Genomic DNA, 22018 nt, shown 5'->3' with positions numbered 1-22018 from the left:
ATCCCGGCCGGTGCCGGGGTGCGACGGGGGCGGGGGCTACCGTCGCCTCCATGGAGCAGCGCATCAGCCTCATCACCCTCGGTGTCCGCGACCTCGCGCGCGAGCGCGCCTTCTACGAGGCGCTCGGCTGGGCGGATGCGCAGCAGCCCGACGACGAGGTGTGCTTCTTCCAGGTCGGCGGCCTCGTCTTCGCGCTGTGGACGGGCGTCCGCGGCCATGGTGCCCCGGGCGTCGAGATCGCCCACAACGTGCGGACGCCGGACGAGGTCGCCGCGGTGCTCGCCGAGGCGGATGCGGCGGGTGGCACGGTCGTGCGTCCGGCGGCGCAGGCCGAGTGGGGCGGCATCACGGGAGCGTTCGCCGATCCCGAGGGCTACGTGTGGGAGGTCGCGCACAACCCCGACTGGCCCATCGCGGCCGACGGATCGATCACGATCTGAGGGCCGCTGCGGGGAGGCGTCAGCGTCGCGTGCGCGCCTCGATCGCGTCGAGCCCCTCCTGCGTGACCTCGACGACGACGTCGTCCCAGCGGTGGTCGCGCTCCACGACCTTCGCCACGAACGGGCACACCGGCATCACCCGCATGCCGTCGGCGCGGGTGGCGTCGAGCGCCGCCACGACGAGCACCTTCCCGAGGCCCTGGCCCGCGTACGCGTCGTCGACGACGGTGTGGAAGAAGACGCGCGCGCCCGACGCCTCCACGAAGTAGGCCCGCCCCGCGACGACGCCGGCGTCGTCGAGGATCTCGAATCGGTCGCGGGCCTCGCCCATGCGTACGGTGCTCATGCGCTCGACACTGCCAGTCGTGCGCGCGTGGCGCATCCCCGGCCTGCGAGGATCGAGGCATGCCGATCGAGCCCGACGTGAAGGACTGGACCTGGGTGCTCGAGCGGCCGTGCGCCGAATGCGGGTTCGCGCCGGACGTGCCGGACGCCGAGCTGCCTGGCCGCATCCGTGCGGCCGTCGGCACGCTCCACCGCGCGCTGCACGACGACGACGCGCGCGAGCGGCCGGACGAGGCCACGTGGTCGAAGCTCGAGTACGCCGCGCATGCGCGCGACGTGTGCCGCATCATGCGCGAGCGGCTCGACGCGATGCTCGCCCAGGACGACCCGGTGTTCGCGAACTGGGATCAGGATGCGACGGCCGTGGAGGAGGCGTACGGCGAGCAGCGCCCGCCGCGCGTGGCCATCGAGCTCGACGTCGCCGGCGCCGAGCTCGCCGAGGCCTACGCATCCGTGCCCGCGGACGCGTGGGAGCGGCCGGGTCGCCGCTCGAACGGCTCCCGCTTCACGGTGCGCTCGCTCGGCGTCTACGCGCTGCACGACCTCGAGCATCACGCCTGGGACGTCACCAAGGGCTGACGCGCGGGGCGTCGGTGCTCGGCGTCGTGGTCGACGCTCAGGTCTCGTGACGCGTGCTCGCTGCGCTCGCGCGCTCCTCGACCAGCTGTGGGGTGACGTCGCGCCTGCCGGCCGCATCAGCCTCGCCCCGCCCACTCCCTCGCGAGCGCCTCGCATCCCGTCGGGTACAGCGGGCGGTCGAGGCCGTCGAGCGGCCGCCAGCCGACGGGGCTGCCCTCGTCGAGCACGTGCAGTCGCGCGTCGAGCGGGATGGCGTCGATCGCGCGCGAGCGCACGGCGAAGACGTGGACGATCTCGTGGCCGGGCTCGCCCTCGTAGACGAAGCGGTTGTCGACGATGCCCAGCGGCACCGCCTCCTCGATCGTCACGTCGAGCTCCTCGAAGAGCTCGCGCCGCAGCGCCTGCTCGGGCGTCTCGCCCACCTCGATCCCGCCGCCGATGGCGCGATGGAACCGCTCGCCCTTCGTGCGGTCGACGCCGTCGAGCACGAGCACGTGGCCGTCGCGAACGGGCAGCGCGACGGCGATGGCGCGAGTGGAGGTCACCGCTCGAGCGTAGGGTGACCCGTCGTGGCCGCCGTGCCTGGCACATCCCGACGCCGCGCATCGCAGGCGATCCCGGGAGCCGAGGGGAATGCTCCCTCCGCTCGCCGGATCGCCTGCGAGACGCAAGACCGTCGGCGAGATCGTCGGGCGGTCCGCCGTGGGCGAACGACCCCCGGGAATGCCGTCGACCACCCCGGTGCTGACTTGAGCGTAGGTCGCTCACATCCGTATCCTTGAGCGAACCAGACGCAAGTTTCATTGGAGGCAGGATGCCCGCGTTCACCGGTCCCAGCGGATCGTTCGACGACTTCCTCGCTCGACTGCTGCAGGCGCAGGGCGCCGGCCGTCAGATCGACGTCTCGCGGCTGCTCACCCGACGCGCCGCATCGATTCTCGCGAGCGCCGTCGAGCGCGCCCGCGAGCACGGACACCAGGATGTCGACGCCCTGCACCTGCTGCAGGCGACGGTCGCCCACCCGCAGGTCGCCGAGGCGATCCGCGCCTCCGGCGCCGACGTCGGCGCCATCGAGCGCGCCGCCGAGGAGCGGCTGCCCGCCGAGACCGAGGCCACCGACGCGCCGCAGGTCCTCACGGCGAGCGCGCAGCGCGTGCTGCGCGACGCCTACCAGGTCGCCCGCGCGAACGGCGCGAGCTACATCGACCCCGAGCACCTGCTCTTCGCCCTGCTGCTCGCGCAGGACACCGTCGCCGGCCGCATCCTCGACGCCAACGGCGTGACCCAGGAGTCGCTCGGTCGCGCGATGGCGGAGGCGCAGCGTGCGCAGGCGGAGGGTCGCGAGCCGCGCACGGCATCGAGCGCGAACCCCGAGTCGACGACGCCGACGCTCGACGAGTTCGGCATCGACCTCACGGCGCGAGCCGAGGCAGGCGAGATCGACCCCGTCATCGGGCGCAGCGACGAGATCGCGCAGACGATCGAGATCCTCGCTCGTCGCACGAAGAACAACCCCGTCCTCATCGGCGAGGCCGGCGTCGGCAAGACCGCGATCGTCGAGGGCCTCGCCCAGGCGATCGTCGCCGGCGACGTGCCGCCGCAGCTCGAGGGCAAGCGCGTCATCGCGCTCGACATGACCGCCATGGTCGCGGGCACCCGCTACCGCGGCGACTTCGAGGAGCGCATCGGCAAGGCCATGGACGAGATCGCGGCGAACCGCGACGGCCTCGTCGTCTTCATCGACGAGCTGCACACGATCCTCGGAGCCGGTGGCGGCGAGGGCGGCATGGACGCGGCGAACATCCTGAAGCCGCGGCTCGCGCGCGGCGACCTGCACATGATCGGCGCGACGACGCTCGCGGAGTACCGCCGCATCGAGAAGGATGCGGCGCTCACCCGCCGCTTCCAGTCCGTGCACGTCGCCGAGCCGTCCGTCGAGGACGCCGTGGCGATCCTGCAGGGCATCCGCTCGGCCTACGAGGAGCACCACGCCGTGCGCTACACCGATGAGGCGCTGCGCGCCGCCGTCGACCTGTCGCACCGCTACGTCACCGACCGCTTCCTGCCCGACAAGGCGATCGACCTCGTCGACCAGGCCGGCGCGCGCCTGCGCCTGCGGCTCGGCCGTGCGATCGACGTCACCGCGCTGCAGGCGGAGCTCGCGACGCTCGAGGCCGACAAGAACGGCGCGATCGCGCGCGAGGACTACGAGGAGGCGTCGCGCATCCGCGACCGCATCCAGGCCGTGCAGGCGGAGCTCGCCGGCGAGACGCCGATCGCCCGCACGACCCAGGCCGTCGTCGACGCCCCGCAGATCGCCGAGGTCGTGAGCCGCGCGACGGGCATCCCCGCGTCGTCGCTCGGCGACGACGACCGGCAGCGCCTCGCCCGGCTCGGCGACGAGCTGCACGAGCGCGTCGTCGGGCAGGACGACGCCGTCGAGGCCGTCGCCCGCGCCATCCGTCGCTCGCGCTCGGGGCTCGGCGACGAATCGCGCCCGATCGGATCGTTCCTCTTCCTCGGCCCGACCGGCGTCGGCAAGACCGAGCTCGCGAAGACCCTCGCCGCGTCCCTCTTCGGCGACGAGTCCGCGATGGTGCGCTTCGACATGTCGGAGTTCGGCGAGCGCCACACGGTCTCGCGGCTCATCGGCGCCCCTCCCGGCTACGTCGGCTACGACGAGGCCGGCCAGCTCACCGAGCGCATCCGCCGCCGCCCGTACTCGGTCGTGCTGCTCGACGAGATCGAGAAGGCGCACCCCGACGTGCTCACGCTCCTCCTGCAGGTGCTCGAGGACGGTCGCCTCACCGACGGCCAGGGCCGCACGGTCGACTTCCGCAACGCGGTCGTCATCATGACCTCCAACCTCGGCTCCGAGACGCTCGCGAGCAGGTCGGGCGCCATGGGCTTCGTCGCGCACGGCGGCTCGGGCTTCTCGGAGGAGGAGCTGCGCGCCCGCGTCATGGGTCGCCTGCGCGAGGCGATGCGCCCCGAGCTCATCAACCGCATCGACGACATCGTGCTGTTCCGCGCCCTGGAGCGGGAGCAGCTGCAGACGATCGTGCGGATGCTGCTCGCGCAGACGTCGGCGCGGCTCGCCCGCCAGGGCATCCGCACCGACGTGGACGACGCCGCCGTGGCGTGGCTCGCCGAGCACGGGTACGAGCCCGAGCTCGGTGCGCGTCCGCTGCGCCGCCTCATCCAGCGCGAGGTCGACGACCGCATCGCCGACCTGCTCGTCGCGGGAGCGGTCGCCGACGGCGGAGCCGTGGCGGTGACCGTGGAGGCGGATGCGCTGGCCGCGGCCGTCGCCGAGCCCGGGCACGTCGAGGATGCGAGGATCGCAGCATGACCGACGCGACCACGCCCGACGCAGCCACGACGGAGCAGATCACGATGTTCGGCGCCGAGTGGTGCCGCGACTGCCGCCGCACGAAGGCGCAGCTCAACGGGCTCGGCGTGCCCTATCGGTACGTCGACCTCGAGGCGGAGCCCGACGCCGTCGAGGTGGCGCGCGACATCTCGGGCCGCACGCAGATCCCGGTCGTCGTCTACCCGGACGCGACGCATCACGTGGAGCCCTCGAACGCGGACGTCGAGGCGAAGCTGCGCGAGCTCGGGATCGTCTGAGCCGCCGGGTCCGCATCCAGCCGCGCGTGCGAGGGTGAACGCATGCGCAGGACACGACGAGGGGCAGCCGCAGGGCTGCCCCTCGTCGCGTGCGCGGCGATGCTCGTGGCCGTGACGAGCGGCTGCGCCGACGACGGTGCGGGCGTCGGCGGCGACGTCGACCTGCTCGGCGGGGGCGACTCGGCGGGTGCGTGGCCGACGTCGGTGCCGAGGCCCGACCTGCCGCTCGTCGAGGAGACCGATCTCATCATCGCCTTCACGGCCGTCTACGAGCTGCGCGGCGGCACGATCGACGACTACGTCGCGGCGCTGGAGGCCGACGGCTTCGCGGAGGCGGGCGCGTCGACGTACGCGGACGGCGAGCACGTCGTCCTCCTCGAGGTCGAGGGCGACCGCCTCTACGTCACGATCACCGAGGCCTGAGGGCTCGAGCCCCGCGCCGACGCGCGCCTGCGCCGCAGCGATCCGGTCTCAGCCCGGCTGCTGCGCCGACCAGTCGGCGGGCTGTCCCGCGTGGTGCATCTGCTGCGGCTGCATCGTGGGCTGCGGGGCGGGCTGCGGCATCGCCGGCCACGGCACCGCGACCTGCACGGGCTCGCCTGCGCGCTGGACGCCGAACGGATGCGACGGACCGTACGGCGGCTGCGCGCCGTACGCCATCGCCATCGCATGCATCTGCGCAGCGACGTCCGGCGGCACGAGCGCGAGCGACCCCGGCTGCTCGTAGCGCAGCCCGTCGGCGCGCGCGGGCAGGAAGCCGAGCGCGTAGATCCAGGCGCCGCTCGTGGGCCACTGCAGCAGGCACAGCCACCCCGTCCACCCCACGTCGTGCAGGCGCCGCACGATGAGCGCGAGCGTCGGCACGATCGTCGCGAGAGAGACGAGCGCCATGAAGGCGAGCGATGCGAGCAGCAGGATGATCCACGTCATCATGCCCGAGAGCGCGTCGGCGGGATCCGACGTGATCGTGAGCGCGCTCGACACGCTGTACCCGATGGCCGAGACGACGTACGGCGCCGCGGACACGAGCCCGAGGATCGCCGTGATCAGCACGCCCCACCACAGCTCGCTCTGGCTCGCACGCCCGCGGAAGGTGGCGTACTTGCGGAAGAACCTGCCGACGCCCTGGCGGAAGGTCGCGCCGTACTGCGGCTGATCGAGCGGTGCGGGCGCTGCCGGGAGGTCAGGCGTCGTCATGCGACCATCCTCGCTCGGCGAGGCTGAGCGCCAGCCTCAGCGGCCGCGGAACGTCGGGGTGCGCTTCTGCTGGAAGGCGGCGAAGCCCTCGCGGTAGTCGTCGGAGCGCGCGAGCCGCGCCTGCGCGCGCGTCTCGTGCGACATCGAGCGCCACAGCCCGAGTCGTTCGTCGCGCAGCTCGCGCACGAGCTCCTTCGAGGCTCGGAAGGCGAGGGTCGCGCCCTGCGCGGCGTGCGCGGCCGCGGCCCGCGTCGCGCCCAGCACCTCGTCGTCCGGCAGCGCTTGCGAGAAGAGGCCGGCCGTGACGGCCTCCGCACCCGTCATGAGTCGACCGGAGTAGATGAGGTCGAGCGTGCGGTGCGTGCCGAGCCGCTCGACGAACAGCGCGTGGCCACCGGAGTCGAGGGTGGCGCCGAGGTTCGCGAACGGGCTGCCGATCCGCGCCGACTCGGCGACGTAGACGACGTCGGTCGCGACGAGCAGCCCGAGCCCCACGCCGAGGCACGCGCCGTGGGCGGCGGCGAACGTCGGGGCGGGGAAGGCGCTCAGGTGCTCGAGCAGCGGCTGGACGCGGTGACCGAGGAAGCCCGTGACGTCGTCGGTCGCGGGGTCGACGCTCGAGATGTCGCGGCCGGCGCAGAACGACGGGCCCTCGCCGCGCAGGACGAGCGCGCGCACGTCGGCCGACTCGGCATCGGCGATCGCCATCGCCAGATCCTGCAGCGCGCCCTCGTCGAGCGCGTTGCGCCGCTCGGGGGCGTCGAGGGTGATCTCGGCCACTTCGTGCTCGATGGTGAGGTCGATCATGCTGCTCCTTCGCGCGATGCAGCCATCCTCTCGCGGGCGGCGCCTCGGATGCGACGAGGGCCCGGACGCGGGTGCGTCCGGGCCCTCGTGACGGGTTCGGGGCTACTGCTGGCCGAAGCTCGGCGGCTGCTGACCCTGCTGCGGCGGCTGCTGCTGACCCGGCTGCTGCCCCCAGGGCTGCTGCTGCGCCGACGACGGGGGCACCGGCGGGTACGACTGCTGCGGCTGCTGACCGTAGCCGCCCTGCTGCGGCTGGCCATAGCCCTGCTGCGGCTGCCCGTAGCCGGACTGCTGGCCGTAGGCCTGCTGGGGCTGGCCGTAGCCGGCACCCGCATCCTTCGTCGGCAGCGCGCACATGATGAGCCAGACGATGCCGAGGCCCACGAGGGAGAGGAGCAGGAGCAGGGGCGAGAAGCCCGCATCGCGAAGACGGCGCGCGCCGGCGGCAAGGGTCATGATCGCGATCGGGATCGTGACGATCGCGAGGAGGATGCTGACGATGACCGTCGCGATCGGCACGGGCGGCGCCGCGTACGGGTCGACGGCGACGGACGACGAGTACGACGCGACGAGCGCCGCCGACTCCACGCCAGCGACGATGCCGACGATGATGCCGAGGATCACGGACACGATGGCGAGCGCGAGGTAGCCCCACCAGAACTCGCCGCGCGAGGCGCGGCCCGAGAACGTGAAGATGCCCTTCACGTAGCGCTTGACGGCCGGCATGAAGCCGATGCCGTAGACGGGGGTGCCGATCGGCACGTCGACGTTCGCAGTGCTCATGGCACGATCCTCCCGCGCGGTCGCTGGGCGAAGCCTGCGACGAGGCTGGATGCGGCCTGGGTGCCCCGTCAGACGTCGTAGTCGACGACGACGCGCTCGCCCTTGGGATGCGACTGGCACGTGAGCACGTAGCCACGCTCGAGCTCGTCGGGCTCCAGGGCGTAGTTCTCGGTCATGGACACGCTGCCCTCGACGACGCGTGCGCGACACGTGCCGCACACGCCGCCCGCGCACGCGAAGGGCACGTCCTGCCGCACGCGCAGCGCCGCGTTGAGGATCGACTCGTTCGCGGCGACCGGGCTCTCGACGCTCGCGGACTGGCCGTCGAGGGTGAAGTCGAGCCGCCACGTCGGCTCGCCGCGGCGCACCTCGACCGGGCGGCCCGCATCCCCCTCGACGCGCTCGGGGCGACCGGTCGTGAAGAGCTCGAAGCGCACGTGCGAGGCGTCGACGCCGCGGGCCTCGAGCACGTCGCGGCACAGCTGCACGAGCTCGAACGGCCCGCACAGGAACCACTCGTCGACGAACTCCGGCGGAATGAGCGCGTCGAGGATGCGGCCGAGCCGCGCCTCGTCGATGCGGCCCGAGAGCAGCGGCGCCGTGCGCTGCTCGCGCGTGAGGACGTGGTGGAGCGCGAGGCGGCCGCGGTAGCGATCCTTGAGGTCGGCGAGCTCCTCGACGAACATCACGTCGAGCTGCGAGCGGTTCGTGTACAGCAGCGTGAAGCGCGAGTCGTCGGCCTGCGACAGCACCCGGTGGGCGACGGCCATGAGGGGCGTGATGCCGCTGCCGGCCGCGATGCCGACGACGTGCCGACCCGCGAGGTCGTCGAGCCCCGACGTGAACGTGCCCTGCGGGCTCATGACGTCGACGACCGTGCCGGGCGTCAGCGCGTCGTGCGCCCACGTCGAGAAGACGCCGCCGAGGTCGCGCTTGATCGCGACCGACACGGATCCGGGGGTCGGCGGGCGGCAGATCGAGTAAGAGCGGCGCACCTCGCGCCCGTCGATCGTCGCACGCAGCGCGACGTGCTGGCCGGGCACGTAGTCGTACTGCCCCTGCAGCTCGGTCGGCACGGCGAACGTCACCTCGACGCTCTCGGCGGTGAGCGGGCGCACCTCGGCGACCTCGAGCGGATGGAAGCGGGCGCGCTGCGCGCGCGGCGGCGTGAGGTTCTGCGCGGCCATCTAGAGCACCTTGAAGAAGTCGAACGGCTCGAGGCACGAGCGGCACTCGTAGAGCGCCTTGCACGACGTCGAGCCGAAGCGGGCGAGCTCGACGGTGTCGAGGGAGTCGCAGCGCGGGCACTTCACGGCTATCGCGATGCGCACGGGGCCGTCGAGGTGCGGTGCGCGACCGTTGGGAGGGGCGATGCCGTAGCGGCGCAGCTTCGCCTTGCCGTCGGCGCTCATCCAGTCGGTCGTCCAGGCGGGCGTGAGCGTGAAGTCCACGCGCACGTCGGCATAGCCCGCGGCGGTGAGCTGCAGCACGACGTCGTCGCGCATCTGGTCGATCGCGGGGCAGCCGGAGTACGTCGGCGTCAGCACGACGTGGACGGCCTCTCCGTCGCTCGCGACCGAGCGCAGCACGCCGAGGTCGGCGATCGTGAGCACGGGGACCTCGGGATCCGTCACCTGCGCCGCGACCTTCCAGGCCGCCTGCGAGGCGGCGTCACCGTGCGCGTCGGGCGTCGCGGGCAGGGCGGCGAGCGCGGTCACCACGACGCTCCCGGGTGTGCGCGCGCGAGCACCTGCATCTCGGCGAGCAGGTAGCCCAGACGCGTCGAGTGGCGGCCCCGGCGTCCGCCCGCCATCGACGGCTCGACGCTCGGCTCCTCGAGCCCGGCGGCGTCGAGGATGGCGCGGATGCGGGCCAGCACGGGCTCGCGCAGCGTCGACGGTCGCACCGCGATGCCCTCGAGGCGATCGACGAGCGGCTCGTCGCGGAAGAGCTCGTCGACGAGCGGCCACACGTCGACGAGCGACTGCTGGATGCGCGCGTGCGACAGCTCGGTGCCGCCGCCGAGGCGCAGCGTCCACTGCGTCGCGTGGTCGAGGTGGTAGGCGACCTCCTTCACCGACTTCGTCGCGATGGCAGCGAGGGCCGGATCGGCGGAGTCGGCGAGGCGGCGGTACAGCTTGAGCTGGAAGGCGGAGGCGACGAGCTGGCGTGCGATCGTGTCGCCGAAGTGCCCGTTCGGGGCCTCGAACAGCCACGCGCTGCGGAAGTCGGGCTCGTCGCGCCAGTAGGCGAGGTCGTCCTCGCTGCGCCCGTCGGCCGTGCCGGCGTAGCGCAGGAACGATCGGGCGTGGCCGAGCACGTCGAGGCCGATGTTGCCGAGCGCGACGTCCTCCTCGAGCTCGGGCGCGCGCGAGATCCACCATCCGAGCTGCTGGGCGAGGATGAGCGCGTCGTCGCCGAGCCAGAGCGCGTACTCGGCGACGTCGGACGTCGCGACGGCGCCGTCGGCGCCGGCGAGCTCGCTCGCGAGGTCGAGCTCGTCGACCGTGACGTCGCCGTGAGCCTCCTCGCCCTCGACGCCGGTGCTGATGTCGTGGCTCATCGCGCCACCGCCCATCCGGTGATTGGCGACTTCGCCCACCGATCGGCGACTTCCGCACCGGCGATCGGCGACTCCTGCCACCGATTGGCGATCTCGACCGTGCCGAAGTCGCCAATCGCTTCGTGTGCGAGCTCGGTGCCCATCACAGGTGCTTCACGCCTTCGGTCTTCGTGTAGTAGATCGCGTGGCGGTAGTTCTTGCCCGCGGGGCTCTCGAACCACTCGTCCTTCTCGTCGGGGTCGCTCGTCGTGATGCCGTCGGCCGGCGCGACCCAGATCGACACGCCCTCGCCGCGGCGCGTGTAGAGGTCGCGCGCGTTGCGGATGGCCATCGTCGCGTCGGGCGCGTGCAGCGAGCCGACGTGCACGTGACTCAGGCCGCGGTTGGCGCGCACGAAGACCTCCCAGAGCGGCCAGGCCTCGGTGCCGACCTCGCCAGGCGTGGCCATCAGGCCGCCGCCTGCTCGGTCGCCGCCGCCTGACGCTCGGCGTACGCATGCGCCGCCTCGCGCACCCAGGCGCCGTCGTCGTGCGCCTGCCGGCGGTGCTGCAGGCGCTGCGCGTTGCAGGGTCCGCGGCCGGCGAGCACCTCGTGGAACTCGGTCCAGTCGATCTCGGACATGTCGTACGCGCCCGTCTCCTCGTTCCAGCGGAGGTTCGGATCCGGCAGCGTGATGCCGAGCACCTCCGCCTGCGGCACGAGCATGCCGACGAAGCGCTGGCGCAGCTCGTCGTTCGAGAAGCGCTTGATGTTCCATGCCATGGACTGCGCGGAGTTCGGCGACTCGTCGTCCGGCGGGCCGAACATCATGAGCGACGGCCAGTACCAGCGATCGACCGCGTCCTGCGCCATGCGGCGCTGCGCGTCGGTGCCCTGCATGAGCTCGAGCAGGATCTCGAAGCCCTGCCGCTGATGGAACGACTCCTCCTTGCAGATGCGCACCATCGCACGGCCGTAGGGGCCGTAGGAGGCGCGGCACAGCGGCACCTGGTTCGCGATGGCGGCGCCGTCGACGAGCCAGCCGATCGCGCCCATGTCCGCCCACGTCGGCGTCGGGTAGTTGAAGATCGACGAGTAGCGCGCGCGGCCCTCGATGAGCTGCTGGGTCATCTCCTCGCGAGCGATGCCGAGCGTCTGCGCCGCGGAGTAGAGGTAGAGGCCGTGGCCCGCCTCGTCCTGCACCTTCGCCATGAGGATCGCCTTGCGCTTGAGGCTCGGGGCGCGCGTGATCCAGTTGGCCTCGGGCTGCATGCCGATGATCTCGGAGTGGGCGTGCTGCGAGATCTGACGGATGAGCGTCCTCCGGTATGCCGCGGGCATCCAGTCGCGCGGCTCGATGCGGCCGTCGGCCTCGATGAGCGCGTCGAAGCGCGCCTGGCCGGCCTCGTCGCGCGCTGCCTGCTCGGCGCGCGCGGTCGCGTCGTCCTGCGTGCTCGCGGGGGCGAGTGGTGCGGTCATCGTCGACTCCTCGGATTCGTCGATCGCCCGGTGCGTCACCGCGTCGAGTGGATTACCGAACGATCGTTCAGTTACTATAGCGGCACGACGCGAGCCGGACCACCCCGGTCGCGGAGGACACGAGCACGAGGGAGTGCGGATGCCGGACGCAGCGACCACCCGGACCGACGCGGCGAGCGCGGTCGGCGGGACGGCATCCGACGCGGACGCGAGCGCCTCCGACGCGAGCGCCGTCGCGGCGACCGCATCCGCCGCGACGGCATCGGACGCCTCCGGCCGTGACGACGCGTTCGATGGCGCGAGCCCCGTCGCCGCATCCGGGCTCACCGGCGACGCGGTCGCCGCCGCGCGCCCGCACACGCGCGCCATGATGCTGCGCGACGCCGCCTCGGCGCTGCTGGGAATGCGCGTCGAGCGCGACGAGGACGGCTTCGCCGTGACGTCGATGGTCGTGCGCCCCGAGCTCACGAACGGGTTCGCCATCACCCACGGCGGCCTCGTCTTCGCGCTCGCCGACACGGCGTTCGCGATCGCGTGCAACGACGGCGAGGCGATGACGGTGGCGCAGGGCGCCGACGTCACCTTCCTCAAGTCGACGCATCCCGGCCAGACGCTCACCGCCACCGCGGTGCGTCGCACGCAGCAGGGGCGCACGGGCCTCTACGACGTGCAGGTCACCGACGAGACGGGCGACGTCGTCGCGGAGTTCCGCGGCCGCTCGTTCACCACCGCCCGCCCCCTCCCCGCCCCCTGACGCCCCGAGTGGTCACCGCTGCCGATCGATTGGGCAGTAGTGGCTGGCGACACGCCGCAGAGCGAACCACTACTGCCCAATCGATCCGCGGACCGGACGCAGAGGCAGCAGACGAAGGAGTCTGAGATGACGATCACGAACCCCGAACGCGCCGACGGCGCGCTCGTCGCCGCGCGGATGCGTGTGGCCGCGACGCCGCCCGAGGAGCGCGACCCCGAGGAGCGCCTCAGCCGCGCCGACCTCGAGGCCCTGCAGCTCGAGCGCCTGCAGCGCACGGTGCACCACGCCTACGCCAACGTGCCGCTGTACACCGCGAGGCTCGACGCCGCGGGCGTCGCGCCCGCCGACATCCGCACGCTCGCCGACGTCGCACGGCTGCCGTTCACGACGAAGGCCGACCTGCGCGAGACCTATCCGTTCGGGATGTTCGCGGTGCCGATGGAGCAGGTGGCGCGCATCCACGCCTCGAGCGGCACGACCGGCAAGCCGACCGTCGTCGGCTACACGGCGGGCGACCTCGAGCGCTGGGGCGACCTCGTGGCCCGCAGCCTGCGCGCCGCCGGCATCCGCCGCGGCATGAAGGTGCACAACGCGTACGGCTACGGCCTCTTCACCGGCGGCCTCGGCGCGCACGCCGGCATCGAGCGCCTCGGCGCCACCGTCATCCCCATGTCCGGCGGCCAGACGGCGCGGCAGGCGCAGCTCATCTGCGACTTCGAGCCCGACGCCATCCTCTGCACGCCCTCCTACCTGCTCACGATCGCCGACGCCCTCGAGGCGGCGGGCGTCGATCCGCGATCGACGAGCCTCAAGGTCGCCGTGCTCGGCGCCGAGCCGTGGACGAACGAGATGCGCCACGAGCTCGAGGAGCGGCTCGACATCGACGCCGTCGACATCTACGGCCTCTCCGAGGTCATGGGCCCGGGGGTCGGCAGCGAGTGCGTCGAGACGAAGGACGGGCCGCACATCTGGGAGGACCACTTCCTGCCCGAGATCATCGACGCCGAGACCGGCGCGCCGCTGCCGGACGGCGAGCGCGGCGAGCTCGTCTTCACGTCGCTCACGAAGGAGGCGTTCCCCGTGCTCCGCTATCGCACGCGCGACCTCACGCGCCTCCTGCCCGGCACCGGCCGCACGGCGATGCGTCGCATCGAGAAGATCACCGGGCGCAACGACGACATGATCATCCTGCGCGGCGTGAACCTGTTCCCGACGCAGATCGAGGAGATCGCGCTCGGCGTCGACGGCCTCTCGCCGCACTTCGTGCTCGAGCTCACACGCAACGGGCGCATGGATGCGCTCACCGTCGGCATCGAGCCCGACCCGGATGCGTCGGCCGACGCCGCGAGGCAGGCGGCGGATCGGCTGCAGCTGCTCGTGAAGGAGCGCATCGGCACGAGCGTCGACGTGCGCCTCGTGGAGCCCGGGCACCTGCCGCGCAGCGAGGGAAAGCTCAAGCGCGTCTACGACCTGCGCGACCAGCCCGCCGGCGCCTGACCCTCGCTCGTCGGCACGGGGGAGGGGAGCCGTCAAGCCCCGGCGGCGCCGCAGCCGTCGTGCGACGCTCGGCGCATGGCACGCATCCTCGTCATCGCCGCGTCGAGCGGCATCGGCTCCCGCGCCGTCGCGCTGCTGCGCGACGCCGGCCACGAGGTCGTCACGACCGCGCGGCAGGAGGGCGCGGCGGACGTCGTGCTCGACGCGACCGACTTCGACGCCGTGGAGGCGGCGGTGGGGGAGCACGGTCCGTTCGACGGCATCGCCTGCTTCGCCGGCTCGCTGCTGCTGAAGCCGGCGCACCTCACGTCGCGCGAGGAGTACGACCAGATCGTCGCCGCCTCGCTCACGACCTCGTTCGCCGCCGTGCGCGCCGCCGGCAAGCACATGCGCTCGGGCGGTGCGGTCGTGCTCGTCTCGTCGGCCGCGGTGCAGGCGGGCCTGCCGAACCACGACGCGATCGCCGCGGCGAAGGCGGGCGTCATCGGCCTCGTCCACTCGTCGGCCGCGACGTACGCCAACCGCGGGCTGCGGATCAACGCCGTCGCACCCGGGCTCGTCCAGACGCGCCTCACCGAGCAGCTCACCGCGTCGGACCAGAGCCGGGCGGCGTCGGAGGCGATGCATCCGCTCGGCACGCTCGGCGAGCCGGACGACGTCGCGCGCGCCGTCGTCTTCCTGCTCGATCCGGCGAACGCCTGGATCACGGGCCAGGTCCTCGGGGTCGACGGCGGCCTGTCGTCGCTGCGGCCGCGCCAGCGCGCCTGAGGCCGCGACGCGAGGCGTAGCCTCGAGGGCGGCCCATCGACGACCCTGGAGGCACCACCGTGCGCGCGCTGCGATTCACCGACTGGAAGACGAAGCCCACCCTGCAGGACGTGGACCGGCCGACGCCGGGCCCCGGCGAGGTCCTGCTGAAGGTCGCGGGTGCGGGCGCGTGCCACTCCGACGTCGCCGCCTATGCCGAGTTCGAGGCCGCGACGGCGCCGAAGGGCATGGCGCCGCCGTTCACGCTCGGCCACGAGACCTCCGGATGGGTGGAGGAGCTCGGCGAGGGCGTGACGGGCATCGAGCCCGGCGAGGCGTTCCTCGTCTACGGCCCCATCGGGTGCGGCCGCTGCGTGCCGTGCTCGCAGGGTCAGGACACGTACTGCGAGCGCGTCGCCGAGATGCCCTACCTCGCGACGGGTCTCGGCCGCGACGGCGGCATGGCCGAGTACGTGACCGTGCCCGCCCGCAACCTCGTGCCGCTGGGCGACGCCGATCCCGTGGCTGCGGCGCCGCTCGCCGACGCCGCGCTCACGCCCTACCACGCGATCACGCTGGCGCAGCCGGTGCTCGCGAGGGGCGGCTCGACGGCACTCGTCATCGGCCTCGGCGGCCTCGGCCAGATCGCCGTGCAGATCCTCACGGCGCTCACGGGCGCCACGGTCTACGTCACCGACCGCAAGCAGGACGCCGTCGACCGCGCCGTCGCCCGCGGCGCGGTCGCGATCGACGCATCCGGCGACCAGGCCGAGCAGCTGCGCGAGGCGACGGGTGGCAAGGGCGTGGATGCGGTCTTCGACCTCGTGGGCGCCACGCCCACCATCCAGCTCGGCCAGGCGGTGCTCGCGCGCGGCGGCCGCCTCTCGGTCGTCGGCATCGCCGGCGGCGAGGTGTCGTGGTCGTTCTTCACGAACCCGTACGAGGCCGTCATCACCAACACGTACTGGGGCTCGATCGCCGACCTGCACGAGGTCGTGGCGATGTATCGGCGCGGCCAGATCGTGCCCGACGTCGAGCGCTTCTCGCTCGAGGACGCCCCCGAGGCGTACCGCAGGCTCGAGGAGGGCACGCTCGACGCGCGCGCCGTCATCGTGCCGCACGCCGGCTGACACTCGGCGCGGGTCGCGCAGATCGCGTTCTGCAGGCGATTCGGGCTCTCGAGGGAACATTCCCCTCAGGGCCCGGGATCGCCTGCAGAACGCAACAGGCTCGACGCAGGAGATCGGCCCGGCTCAGGCCTTCGGCGGCAGGTCGTCGATCACCTCGAGGCCGCGCTCGACCCACTCGGCGAGCACGGCGTCGTCGTCGAGCACGGGACCCTGCACGCGCAGCCACGTCCTCGACGGGCGACCGCTCATCACCATCTCGCCCGCGCCGTCGAGCGCGAGCAACGCATCCCGCTCGTCGTCGCGCACCCGGACCATGAGGCCGCCCTGGCCGCTCACGCACACGGCCATGTGCCCGTGCACCAGGAAGGCGAGGCCGCCGAACATGCGCCGTTCGTCGACCGGCTCGTGCTCGGCGAGGAGCGGGCGGATGCGCTCGACGAGCGACGGGTCGACGGCCATGCGCCGAGCATGGCACGCACCGCCCACGCCTTGCCCCTCCAGCTGCGCATCGCAGGCGATCCGGGGCGGCGGAGGGAGCATCCCCCTCCTACCGCTCGCATCGCCAGCGAAACGCGAGCTCGACGCGCGGCGTCGCGGCCCGGGTCGGCGAAGATGGAGGGATGGCCCACGTCGAGCAGCGCAGGGGTCGCCCCGGGTACGACCGGGCCGGCATCCTGGCGGTCGCCGTCGCGACGTTCATCGAGCACGGCTACGACGCGACGTCGATCGCGGTGCTCGCGGATCGTCTCGGGCTGTCGAAGTCGGCGATCTACCACCACTTCGCGTCGAAGGAGGCGCTGCTCGCCGCAGCCCTCGACGCCGCGCTCGGCGGGCTCGAGGCCGTCGCCGCCGAGTCGGAGGCCCTCGGCGGTCCCGCGGAGGACCGCCTCGCCCATGTCCTGCGCGGCGCGGTGCATGTGCTCGTCGAGCGCCTGCCCGAGGTGACGCTGCTGCTGCGCGTGCGCGGCAACACCGACGTGGAGCGCGACGCGCTGCGGCGACGGCGCGACTTCGACCGCGCGATGCAGGCCCTCGTGCGGGAGGCGCAGGACGCCGGGGCCGTGCGGCCCGACGTCGATGCACGCATCGTCGAGCGGCTGCTGTTCGGCATGGTCAACTCGATCGTGGAGTGGTACCGACCGGGCGGTCCGGAGGGCGCCGAGCGGTTGGCGGAGGACGCGCTCGCGATCGCGTTGGACGGCATCCGCGCGCGCTGAGTCACCTGGGCCAACGCCAACGCCAACGGGAACGCGTCGCGCGTCGTCGACGTGCTCGTCCTGCGGTTCTCGAACATCCTTCGGATTCCGTCGCGCAGAGTCGAATCGGATTCGGATTCCGTCGCCGTCCGTTCGGGGTACGACGCTTTGCGTGTTCCTCCAACGAGAGCACCTCTTCGACGCCTGCACTTGTGACAGTCGTGCATTCCTCAACTTTTCGCTGCGGATTCCTCAGTTCCACGCCATCGTTGCCGTCGGCCGCACGTCCCTCGCCGCTCGCGACATCGTGCCCGTCCGCGCTCACGGCTCGAGCGCTTCGTCGAGAAGAGCTCCATGCCCCATCCTCTCCCGCGTGCTCGCGTGCGCCGCCGCGCCATCGCGCTGCTCGCCGCGCTGGCCGTCGTCGTCCTGCCTGCGGTGGCGGTCGCCGCCGCGTCGCCCGCCATGGCCGGCGGGTCGAACGACCCGACCCCCTACGCCGTCACCGCCGACGGACTCACGCTGCCCGCGGGCGCCGTGTTCCAGGACAACGGACACGTCAACGTCCGGTACATGCTCGACGGGCGCCAGACGCCTGCGAACGCCCACTTCGAGGCGAAGTGCATCACGCGATCCGACGCCGAGTGCCGCGGCGAGCGTCACGAGCTCGCGCAGTACATCGGCCAGCGCTTCCTGCCCTGGGACGCGATGGGCGTGCCGATGGGCGCGTGCATCGTGTGGGTGCAGATGTCGGCGTACAACGAGCACTTCGGCGAGGGGCGCCAGTCGCCCGTCTGCCGCACCGCGCCCGCGCCGAGCGAGCCGACGCCGTCGGAGCCGACGCCGTCTGAGCCGACGCCGTCCGAGCCGACGCCGTCCGACCCGACGCCTTCGGAGCCGACGCCGTCCGACCCGACTCCCTCGGAGCCGACGCCGTCGACGCCCGTCGTCGTCGTCGAGCCGCAGATCCAGGACTACGTCGGTGCCTGCGACGCCGCCTTCGTGCTCGACAACCGCTCCTCCACCGTCGAGGTGACCTACACGATCAACGGCGTCGCGTACGTCGTGCCTGCGGGAGGCGGACTGCACACGGACGCCGACGGCACGCGCATCGCGCCGATCGACGGGCAGTACGTGATCACGACGGATGCGGGACGTTCGTGGACGTTCCCCGCTCGCGCCTGCGACGTGCCCGCAACCGGCACGCCGACGCCGAGCGAGCCGACGCCGTCTGAGCCGACGCCGTCCGACCCGGCACCGAGCGACCCCAAGCCCTCGGAGCCCGCGCCCGGCGACCCCGCTCCGTCTCACCCGACGCCGTCTGACCCGACGCCGAGCGAGCCGACGCCGTCTGACCCGACGCCGAGCGAGCCGACGCCGTCTGACCCGACGCCGAGCGAGCCGACGCCGTCCGACCCGACGCCGAGCGAGCCGACGCCGTCCGACCCGACGCCGAGCGAGCCGACGCCGTCCGACCCGACGCCGAGCGAGCCGACGCCGTCCGACCCGGCACCGAGCGACCCCAAGCCCTCGGAGCCCGTGCCGTCGGACCCGACGCCTTCGGACCCGACGCCTTCGGAGCCGACGCCGAGCGACCCGACGCCGAGCGACCCGACCCCTTCGGACCCGACGCCTTCGGACCCGACCCCGTCGGACCCGACGCCGAGCGACCCGACGCCGAGCGACCCGACGCCGAGCGACCCGACGCCGTCGGAGCCGGGCACCGACGTGCCCGCGGTCGACCCGCCGACGCAGCCCACGGACCCGACGACCGAGGTCCCGGCCGCAGGCGACGGCGGCGAGCTGCCCGCGACCGAGGTGCCCACCGAGGTCGGCACGCCCGCGTCCTCGCAGCAGCCTGCCGCATCCGCGCCCGCGCCCGTCGCGGCGCAGCCGACGCCCTCGCAGGCCGCGCAGTCCGACGCGCTGCCGCGGACCGGTGCGGAGCCGCTGCTCCTGGTGCTGCTCGCCGGAGCGCTGCTCGTCGCGCTCGGTACCGGCGTCCGAAGGGGGGCGCGTCGCTGAGCACCCCACGGTGACGAGGGGCGTCGATCGCAGGATCGGCGCCCCTCGTCGTGTCGCCGCACCCCACCGCGCTCATGAGGCCGTCGATGGGGGACGAACGATGAGCATCGCTCGACCGATGCTGGCGCGACGTGCACGAGATCCATAGGCTCGGCACAGATCGGGCCGCGCGCTCGATGCCGTGGCCGACATCGAGAACGGAAGCCCTCCATGGACCTGTGCGTCCTTCCCCAGACCGGCAGCACCGAGCCCTGGCTGCTCCTCGCCATCGCCGCCGTCGTGCTCGTCGCCGCGGGCGTCGCGCTCGCTGTGAGCGGCCGCGCCCGCCGTGGCGTGCTCACGGGCCTCGGCGCCCTCGCGATCGTCGGTGCGCTCGTCGTCGGCGGCGTCGCCGGTGCCGCACCCGCGCAGGCCGACGCCGGCTCCGCCGACTGCGTCACCGCGCCCGCCCGTCCCGCGCCCGCGGCGGCGGCGATCGTCGTGACCCCCGGCATCCCCACCACGACGGCGCAGTGCGCTGCCGAGCCGAGCCTGCAGGTGCCCACGACGCAGGGCGTCGTCTACTCGCAGGCGCGCACCGGCAACTCGGTGACGGTCACGGCGACGGCAGCCCCCGGCTACGCGATCCTGGCCGGCGCCGTCACCTCGTGGACGTACGACCTCACGCCGACGACGCGCGCGCCGTGGCCCGTCGACCTGCCGGACAGCACGGAGGCCACCATCGTGCTGGAGGAGAGCGGCGAGGAGCTCGTGCTCGAGCCCTCCGACCCCGCGCTGGTGCCGAGCCTGCAGGAAGCGGCAGACGCGGGAGCGTTGACGTACTCGCTCGACGGCGAGGGATTCGCGCAGGTCGTCCCCGTCGCGGTCCTGGACGAGGACGGACAGCAGCTCGGCACCGGAGAGGTCGCCATCCCGCAGCCGTCGGATATCTCCTACGACTTCGAGCGAAACGTCTACCTGCTCTCACCGCAGGACACCGAGCCTGACCCGGACGTCATCGAGGCTCAGATCGAGGCGCTGCTCGCGCAGTACCCGGGCGCCGTGACCGTCCAGCCCCTGGGTGGCTTCCCCTTCTTCTTCGAGCTCACCGGGCTCCGGATCCTCGCCTCGTACGAGCCGGGTCCCGGGTGCGCGACGGAGTCCGCCGAGGTCGCCATCGACGTCCAGTTCCCGTTCTTCCCGCCCGTCGCGCTCAGCTCGGCCCTGCAGGGGCTGTCCGGCGTCGACCTCGGGACGACGGACGAGTCGCCCTCGCTGCAGCAGGCTCCCGCCAGCGAGGCTCCCGCCAGCGAGGCTCCCGCCGAGCAGACGCCCGAACCCGGGCAGCAGGCCGACGGGGTGCCCTCGTCCGAGGCGCCGTCGGAGGCTCCGGTCGTCGAGGAGACTCCTGCCGTCGTCGAGCCGTAGCCGCCGACGCACCAGACGCCGACGCCCCGGATGCCCCGAGCATCCGGGGCGTCGTGCCGTCCAAATTCGCCGATGCTCCATCACGCGATGCTGCAGGCACTCACGGGTTCTTCAGGAACGATCCATAGGGTCTCGAATGGCGTCGTGCGGTGCGCGGCGCCGCAATCGTCATCGAGGGATCGGGAGACCCCATGGATCTGTGCGTGCTGCCGCAGACCGGCGCGAGCGAGCAGTGGCTCGTGCTCGTCGTCGTCGCGGCCATCGTCATCGGCGCGGGCATCGCGCTGGCCGTCAGCGGCAAGGCGCGACGGCGCGTCGCGACCGGGCTCGGAGCGCTCGCCATCGTGGGCGCGCTCGCGCTCGGCGGGATGCAGGCGGCGCCGGCCGCGCTGGCCGACGCCGGCTCGGCGTGCGTCACCGCACCCGGCGGCGCTCAGGCGCCGAGGGCGGACACGGTCGTCACGCCCGGCATCCCCGGCCTCCAGCAGCAGTGCAACGCCGAGTCGACGGTCGTCACGCCGACGACGACGGGCGTCACGTACACGCAGACGCGCGACGGCTCGGTCGTCACGGTCACCGCCGCGGCGAACGCCGGCTACCGCATCCTCGACGGCTCGACCACGACCTGGTACTACGACGTCTCGCCCGTGACGCCCGCGCCGGCGCCCATCGACCTCCCGACGACGGTCCGCGCCGACCTCGTCGACACGGCGCCGACGCCCGAGGGCGGCACCGAGGACCGGTTCGAGACCGAGAGCACGTTCATGCCCGACCTGCTGGCCGCTGCCGCGGCGGGCTCGGCGAGCTACGGCCTCGACGCGACGCAGGCCGAGCTCGTGGTGGAGTTCGACCTCCTCGACCTCGAGGGCCAGCCGCTGACGTTCGCGGCCTCCGCGCCGGTGGCGAACGCGATCTTCGGCTACGACGCCCCGCTCGCGCTGTTCACCCTCGCCGCTCCCGTCGAGGATCGGGATGCCGCGTTCGCGTCGCTGCTCGACCAGCTCGACGCCTTCCAGCAGGAGAACCCCGGCGCCCAGCTGATCGGCGTCCGCCAGGCCGCGGAGGGCCTCGCCGTCGGCGTGCAGTGGGACGGCGGCAGCGTGTGCGGCCAGCAGGCGGCGTACGTCGCGATCGACGCGGTCTACCTCGAGATCACGGGTGTGCCGGGCGAGCCCGGACCGGCCGGTCTTGCGACCGCGGCGAGCGCGTCGTCCGGCGTGACCTCGCTCGCCGACGTGGGCGCTCGCCTCGCGGCGGCCGCGGCGGCCGAGGAGGTCGACGCCACCCTCGTCGAGACGACGGCGCCGATCGCCGACGACGACTCGGCGTCGATCGCCAAGGGGCCGGCGGCCGAGCAGCCTACGCCCGAGGTGCCTGCGCAGTCGCCCGCGCCCGAGGTCGAGGAGCTCGTCGAGGGCTGATCCCGCTCATCAGCGACGACGCCCCGGATGCCTGCGAGC

General features: G+C 73.1%; 25 protein-coding genes. 13 read left to right on the top strand and 12 right to left on the bottom strand.

Annotated elements, in window-relative coordinates:
• Window positions 1-50: 50 nt before the first annotated feature.
• The gene (locus C1N71_RS13950) at window positions 51-440 is read left to right on the top strand and encodes a VOC family protein (protein WP_137756964.1); all 390 of its coding nucleotides are present in this window, start codon (window positions 51-53) and stop codon (window positions 438-440) included.
• Between the two features lie 19 nt (window positions 441-459).
• On the opposite strand, the gene C1N71_RS13945 is transcribed toward C1N71_RS13950, so the two are convergent.
• The gene (locus tag C1N71_RS13945) at window positions 460-786 is read right to left on the bottom strand and encodes a GNAT family N-acetyltransferase (RefSeq protein ID WP_175414243.1); all 327 of its coding nucleotides are present in this window, start codon (window positions 784-786) and stop codon (window positions 460-462) included.
• 59 nt (window positions 787-845) lie between these two features.
• Here C1N71_RS13945 and C1N71_RS13940 point away from each other — a divergent pair, with 59 nt between their 5' ends.
• Window positions 846-1364 carry a DinB family protein gene (locus C1N71_RS13940; RefSeq protein ID WP_137756962.1) on the top strand — a complete coding sequence of 173 codons (519 nt, stop codon included), beginning with the start codon at window positions 846-848 and terminating at the stop codon, window positions 1362-1364.
• A gap of 116 nt (window positions 1365-1480) precedes the next feature.
• Here C1N71_RS13940 and C1N71_RS13935 read toward each other — a convergent pair whose 3' ends face one another.
• On the bottom strand, window positions 1481-1909 hold the full coding sequence (locus C1N71_RS13935) for an NUDIX domain-containing protein (RefSeq protein WP_217496009.1): 429 nt from the start codon (window positions 1907-1909) through the stop codon (window positions 1481-1483).
• A 269-nt stretch (window positions 1910-2178) separates the two neighbouring features.
• Here C1N71_RS13935 and C1N71_RS13930 point away from each other — a divergent pair, with 269 nt between their 5' ends.
• The 3 genes from C1N71_RS13930 to C1N71_RS13920 are packed head-to-tail and all read left to right on the top strand — an operon-like array spanning window position 2179 to window position 5417.
• Window positions 2179-4716: an ATP-dependent Clp protease ATP-binding subunit gene (locus C1N71_RS13930; RefSeq protein WP_137756961.1), complete on the top strand. Its 2538-nt coding sequence runs from the start codon at window positions 2179-2181 to the stop codon at window positions 4714-4716.
• Window positions 4713-4994, top strand: a complete 282-nt coding sequence (locus C1N71_RS13925) for a glutaredoxin family protein (RefSeq protein ID WP_137756960.1) — start codon at window positions 4713-4715, stop codon at window positions 4992-4994. Before C1N71_RS13930 ends, C1N71_RS13925 begins: the two co-directional genes overlap by 4 nt.
• 42 nt (window positions 4995-5036) lie before the next feature.
• Entirely contained in the window at window positions 5037-5417 is a 381-nt protein-coding gene (locus C1N71_RS13920; RefSeq protein ID WP_137756959.1) for a hypothetical protein, read from the top strand.
• A gap of 48 nt (window positions 5418-5465) precedes the next feature.
• Here C1N71_RS13920 and C1N71_RS13915 read toward each other — a convergent pair whose 3' ends face one another.
• The 9 genes from C1N71_RS13915 to paaA form a co-directional block, all read right to left on the bottom strand.
• On the bottom strand, window positions 5466-6191 hold the full coding sequence (locus tag C1N71_RS13915) for a DUF805 domain-containing protein (RefSeq protein ID WP_137756958.1): 726 nt from the start codon (window positions 6189-6191) through the stop codon (window positions 5466-5468).
• Between the two features lie 36 nt (window positions 6192-6227).
• Window positions 6228-6998 (bottom strand): enoyl-CoA hydratase/isomerase family protein, encoded by a 771-nt coding sequence (locus tag C1N71_RS13910; RefSeq protein WP_137756957.1) that lies wholly within the window; start codon window positions 6996-6998, stop codon window positions 6228-6230.
• A 102-nt stretch (window positions 6999-7100) separates the two neighbouring features.
• Window positions 7101-7781 carry a DUF805 domain-containing protein gene (locus tag C1N71_RS13905; RefSeq protein ID WP_137756956.1) on the bottom strand — a complete coding sequence of 227 codons (681 nt, stop codon included), beginning with the start codon at window positions 7779-7781 and terminating at the stop codon, window positions 7101-7103.
• Window positions 7782-7849: 68 nt separating this feature from the next.
• Complete coding sequence (gene paaE, locus C1N71_RS13900; RefSeq protein ID WP_137756955.1) at window positions 7850-8968, bottom strand: 1,2-phenylacetyl-CoA epoxidase subunit PaaE; 1119 nt, start codon at window positions 8966-8968, stop codon at window positions 7850-7852.
• The gene (paaD, locus tag C1N71_RS15075; RefSeq protein ID WP_254678020.1) at window positions 8969-9499 is read right to left on the bottom strand and encodes a 1,2-phenylacetyl-CoA epoxidase subunit PaaD; all 531 of its coding nucleotides are present in this window, start codon (window positions 9497-9499) and stop codon (window positions 8969-8971) included. It abuts the gene before it with no gap.
• Window positions 9496-10344 (bottom strand): 1,2-phenylacetyl-CoA epoxidase subunit PaaC, encoded by an 849-nt coding sequence (gene paaC / locus C1N71_RS15070; RefSeq protein WP_175414242.1) that lies wholly within the window; start codon window positions 10342-10344, stop codon window positions 9496-9498. Before paaC ends, paaD begins: the two co-directional genes overlap by 4 nt.
• Window positions 10341-10487 (bottom strand): hypothetical protein, encoded by a 147-nt coding sequence (locus C1N71_RS15065; RefSeq protein WP_175414241.1) that lies wholly within the window; start codon window positions 10485-10487, stop codon window positions 10341-10343. The genes paaC and C1N71_RS15065 overlap by 4 nt, the downstream gene beginning before the upstream one ends.
• The gene (gene paaB, locus C1N71_RS13890; protein WP_137756954.1) at window positions 10487-10792 is read right to left on the bottom strand and encodes a 1,2-phenylacetyl-CoA epoxidase subunit PaaB; all 306 of its coding nucleotides are present in this window, start codon (window positions 10790-10792) and stop codon (window positions 10487-10489) included. Before paaB ends, C1N71_RS15065 begins: the two co-directional genes overlap by 1 nt.
• Window positions 10792-11802 carry a 1,2-phenylacetyl-CoA epoxidase subunit PaaA gene (gene paaA, locus C1N71_RS13885; protein WP_137756953.1) on the bottom strand — a complete coding sequence of 337 codons (1011 nt, stop codon included), beginning with the start codon at window positions 11800-11802 and terminating at the stop codon, window positions 10792-10794. The genes paaB and paaA overlap by 1 nt, the downstream gene beginning before the upstream one ends.
• A gap of 139 nt (window positions 11803-11941) precedes the next feature.
• Between paaA and C1N71_RS15540 the strand changes: the two genes are divergently transcribed.
• The 4 genes from C1N71_RS15540 (at window position 11942) to C1N71_RS13865 (ending at window position 15930) form a co-directional block, all read left to right on the top strand.
• Entirely contained in the window at window positions 11942-12556 is a 615-nt protein-coding gene (locus C1N71_RS15540; protein WP_368074128.1) for a hotdog fold thioesterase, read from the top strand.
• 177 nt (window positions 12557-12733) lie between these two features.
• On the top strand, window positions 12734-14053 hold the full coding sequence (gene paaK / locus C1N71_RS13875; protein WP_175414284.1) for a phenylacetate--CoA ligase PaaK: 1320 nt from the start codon (window positions 12734-12736) through the stop codon (window positions 14051-14053).
• Window positions 14054-14128: 75 nt separating this feature from the next.
• Window positions 14129-14821 (top strand): SDR family NAD(P)-dependent oxidoreductase, encoded by a 693-nt coding sequence (locus C1N71_RS13870; RefSeq protein WP_137756951.1) that lies wholly within the window; start codon window positions 14129-14131, stop codon window positions 14819-14821.
• A 59-nt stretch (window positions 14822-14880) separates the two neighbouring features.
• A complete protein-coding gene (locus tag C1N71_RS13865) occupies window positions 14881-15930 on the top strand; it encodes an NAD(P)-dependent alcohol dehydrogenase (protein ID WP_137756950.1) in 1050 nt (349 codons plus the stop codon).
• A 123-nt stretch (window positions 15931-16053) separates the two neighbouring features.
• Here C1N71_RS13865 and C1N71_RS13860 read toward each other — a convergent pair whose 3' ends face one another.
• Complete coding sequence (locus tag C1N71_RS13860; protein ID WP_137756949.1) at window positions 16054-16389, bottom strand: TfoX/Sxy family protein; 336 nt, start codon at window positions 16387-16389, stop codon at window positions 16054-16056.
• Window positions 16390-16550: 161 nt separating this feature from the next.
• Here C1N71_RS13860 and C1N71_RS13855 point away from each other — a divergent pair, with 161 nt between their 5' ends.
• The 4 genes from C1N71_RS13855 (at window position 16551) to C1N71_RS13840 (ending at window position 21979) form a co-directional block, all read left to right on the top strand.
• Window positions 16551-17147, top strand: coding sequence for a TetR/AcrR family transcriptional regulator (locus C1N71_RS13855; RefSeq protein WP_137756948.1), 597 nt, complete (start codon window positions 16551-16553; stop codon window positions 17145-17147).
• A gap of 333 nt (window positions 17148-17480) precedes the next feature.
• Complete coding sequence (locus C1N71_RS13850; RefSeq protein WP_137756947.1) at window positions 17481-19151, top strand: hypothetical protein; 1671 nt, start codon at window positions 17481-17483, stop codon at window positions 19149-19151.
• A gap of 210 nt (window positions 19152-19361) precedes the next feature.
• Window positions 19362-20558: an LPXTG cell wall anchor domain-containing protein gene (locus tag C1N71_RS13845; RefSeq protein ID WP_137756946.1), complete on the top strand. Its 1197-nt coding sequence runs from the start codon at window positions 19362-19364 to the stop codon at window positions 20556-20558.
• 203 nt (window positions 20559-20761) lie between these two features.
• Window positions 20762-21979, top strand: coding sequence for a hypothetical protein (locus tag C1N71_RS13840; protein WP_175414240.1), 1218 nt, complete (start codon window positions 20762-20764; stop codon window positions 21977-21979).
• Window positions 21980-22018: the final 39 nt, after the last annotated feature.

The sequence above is a fragment of the Agrococcus sp. SGAir0287 genome (genome assembly GCF_005484985.1).
Lineage (GTDB): Bacteria > Actinomycetota > Actinomycetes > Actinomycetales > Microbacteriaceae > Agrococcus.
This window is presented reverse-complemented; position numbering and strand designations above follow the sequence as displayed.

Bases quoted from the DNA above. Each gene is read 5' to 3' on its own strand.
- C1N71_RS13905 (WP_137756956.1), bottom strand. From the start codon at position 7,781: ATGAGCACTGCGAACGTCGACGTGCCGATCGGCACCCCCGTCTACGGC.
- C1N71_RS13910 (WP_137756957.1), bottom strand. From the start codon at position 6,998: ATGATCGACCTCACCATCGAGCACGAAGTGGCCGAGATCACCCTCGAC.
- C1N71_RS13945 (WP_175414243.1), bottom strand. From the start codon at position 786: ATGAGCACCGTACGCATGGGCGAGGCCCGCGACCGATTCGAGATCCTC.
- paaB (WP_137756954.1), bottom strand. From the start codon at position 10,792: ATGGCCACGCCTGGCGAGGTCGGCACCGAGGCCTGGCCGCTCTGGGAG.
- C1N71_RS13850 (WP_137756947.1), top strand. From the start codon at position 17,481: ATGCCCCATCCTCTCCCGCGTGCTCGCGTGCGCCGCCGCGCCATCGCG.
- paaE (WP_137756955.1), bottom strand. From the start codon at position 8,968: ATGGCCGCGCAGAACCTCACGCCGCCGCGCGCGCAGCGCGCCCGCTTC.
- C1N71_RS13925 (WP_137756960.1), top strand. From the start codon at position 4,713: ATGACCGACGCGACCACGCCCGACGCAGCCACGACGGAGCAGATCACG.
- paaK (WP_175414284.1), top strand. From the start codon at position 12,734: ATGCGTGTGGCCGCGACGCCGCCCGAGGAGCGCGACCCCGAGGAGCGC.
- C1N71_RS13940 (WP_137756962.1), top strand. From the start codon at position 846: ATGCCGATCGAGCCCGACGTGAAGGACTGGACCTGGGTGCTCGAGCGG.
- C1N71_RS13950 (WP_137756964.1), top strand. From the start codon at position 51: ATGGAGCAGCGCATCAGCCTCATCACCCTCGGTGTCCGCGACCTCGCG.
- C1N71_RS13870 (WP_137756951.1), top strand. From the start codon at position 14,129: ATGGCACGCATCCTCGTCATCGCCGCGTCGAGCGGCATCGGCTCCCGC.
- C1N71_RS13930 (WP_137756961.1), top strand. From the start codon at position 2,179: ATGCCCGCGTTCACCGGTCCCAGCGGATCGTTCGACGACTTCCTCGCT.
- C1N71_RS13860 (WP_137756949.1), bottom strand. From the start codon at position 16,389: ATGGCCGTCGACCCGTCGCTCGTCGAGCGCATCCGCCCGCTCCTCGCC.
- C1N71_RS13915 (WP_137756958.1), bottom strand. From the start codon at position 6,191: ATGACGACGCCTGACCTCCCGGCAGCGCCCGCACCGCTCGATCAGCCG.
- paaC (WP_175414242.1), bottom strand. From the start codon at position 10,344: ATGAGCCACGACATCAGCACCGGCGTCGAGGGCGAGGAGGCTCACGGC.
- C1N71_RS15540 (WP_368074128.1), top strand. From the start codon at position 11,942: ATGCCGGACGCAGCGACCACCCGGACCGACGCGGCGAGCGCGGTCGGC.
- C1N71_RS13855 (WP_137756948.1), top strand. From the start codon at position 16,551: ATGGCCCACGTCGAGCAGCGCAGGGGTCGCCCCGGGTACGACCGGGCC.
- C1N71_RS15065 (WP_175414241.1), bottom strand. From the start codon at position 10,487: ATGGGCACCGAGCTCGCACACGAAGCGATTGGCGACTTCGGCACGGTC.
- C1N71_RS13920 (WP_137756959.1), top strand. From the start codon at position 5,037: ATGCGCAGGACACGACGAGGGGCAGCCGCAGGGCTGCCCCTCGTCGCG.
- paaA (WP_137756953.1), bottom strand. From the start codon at position 11,802: ATGACCGCACCACTCGCCCCCGCGAGCACGCAGGACGACGCGACCGCG.
- C1N71_RS13845 (WP_137756946.1), top strand. From the start codon at position 19,362: ATGGACCTGTGCGTCCTTCCCCAGACCGGCAGCACCGAGCCCTGGCTG.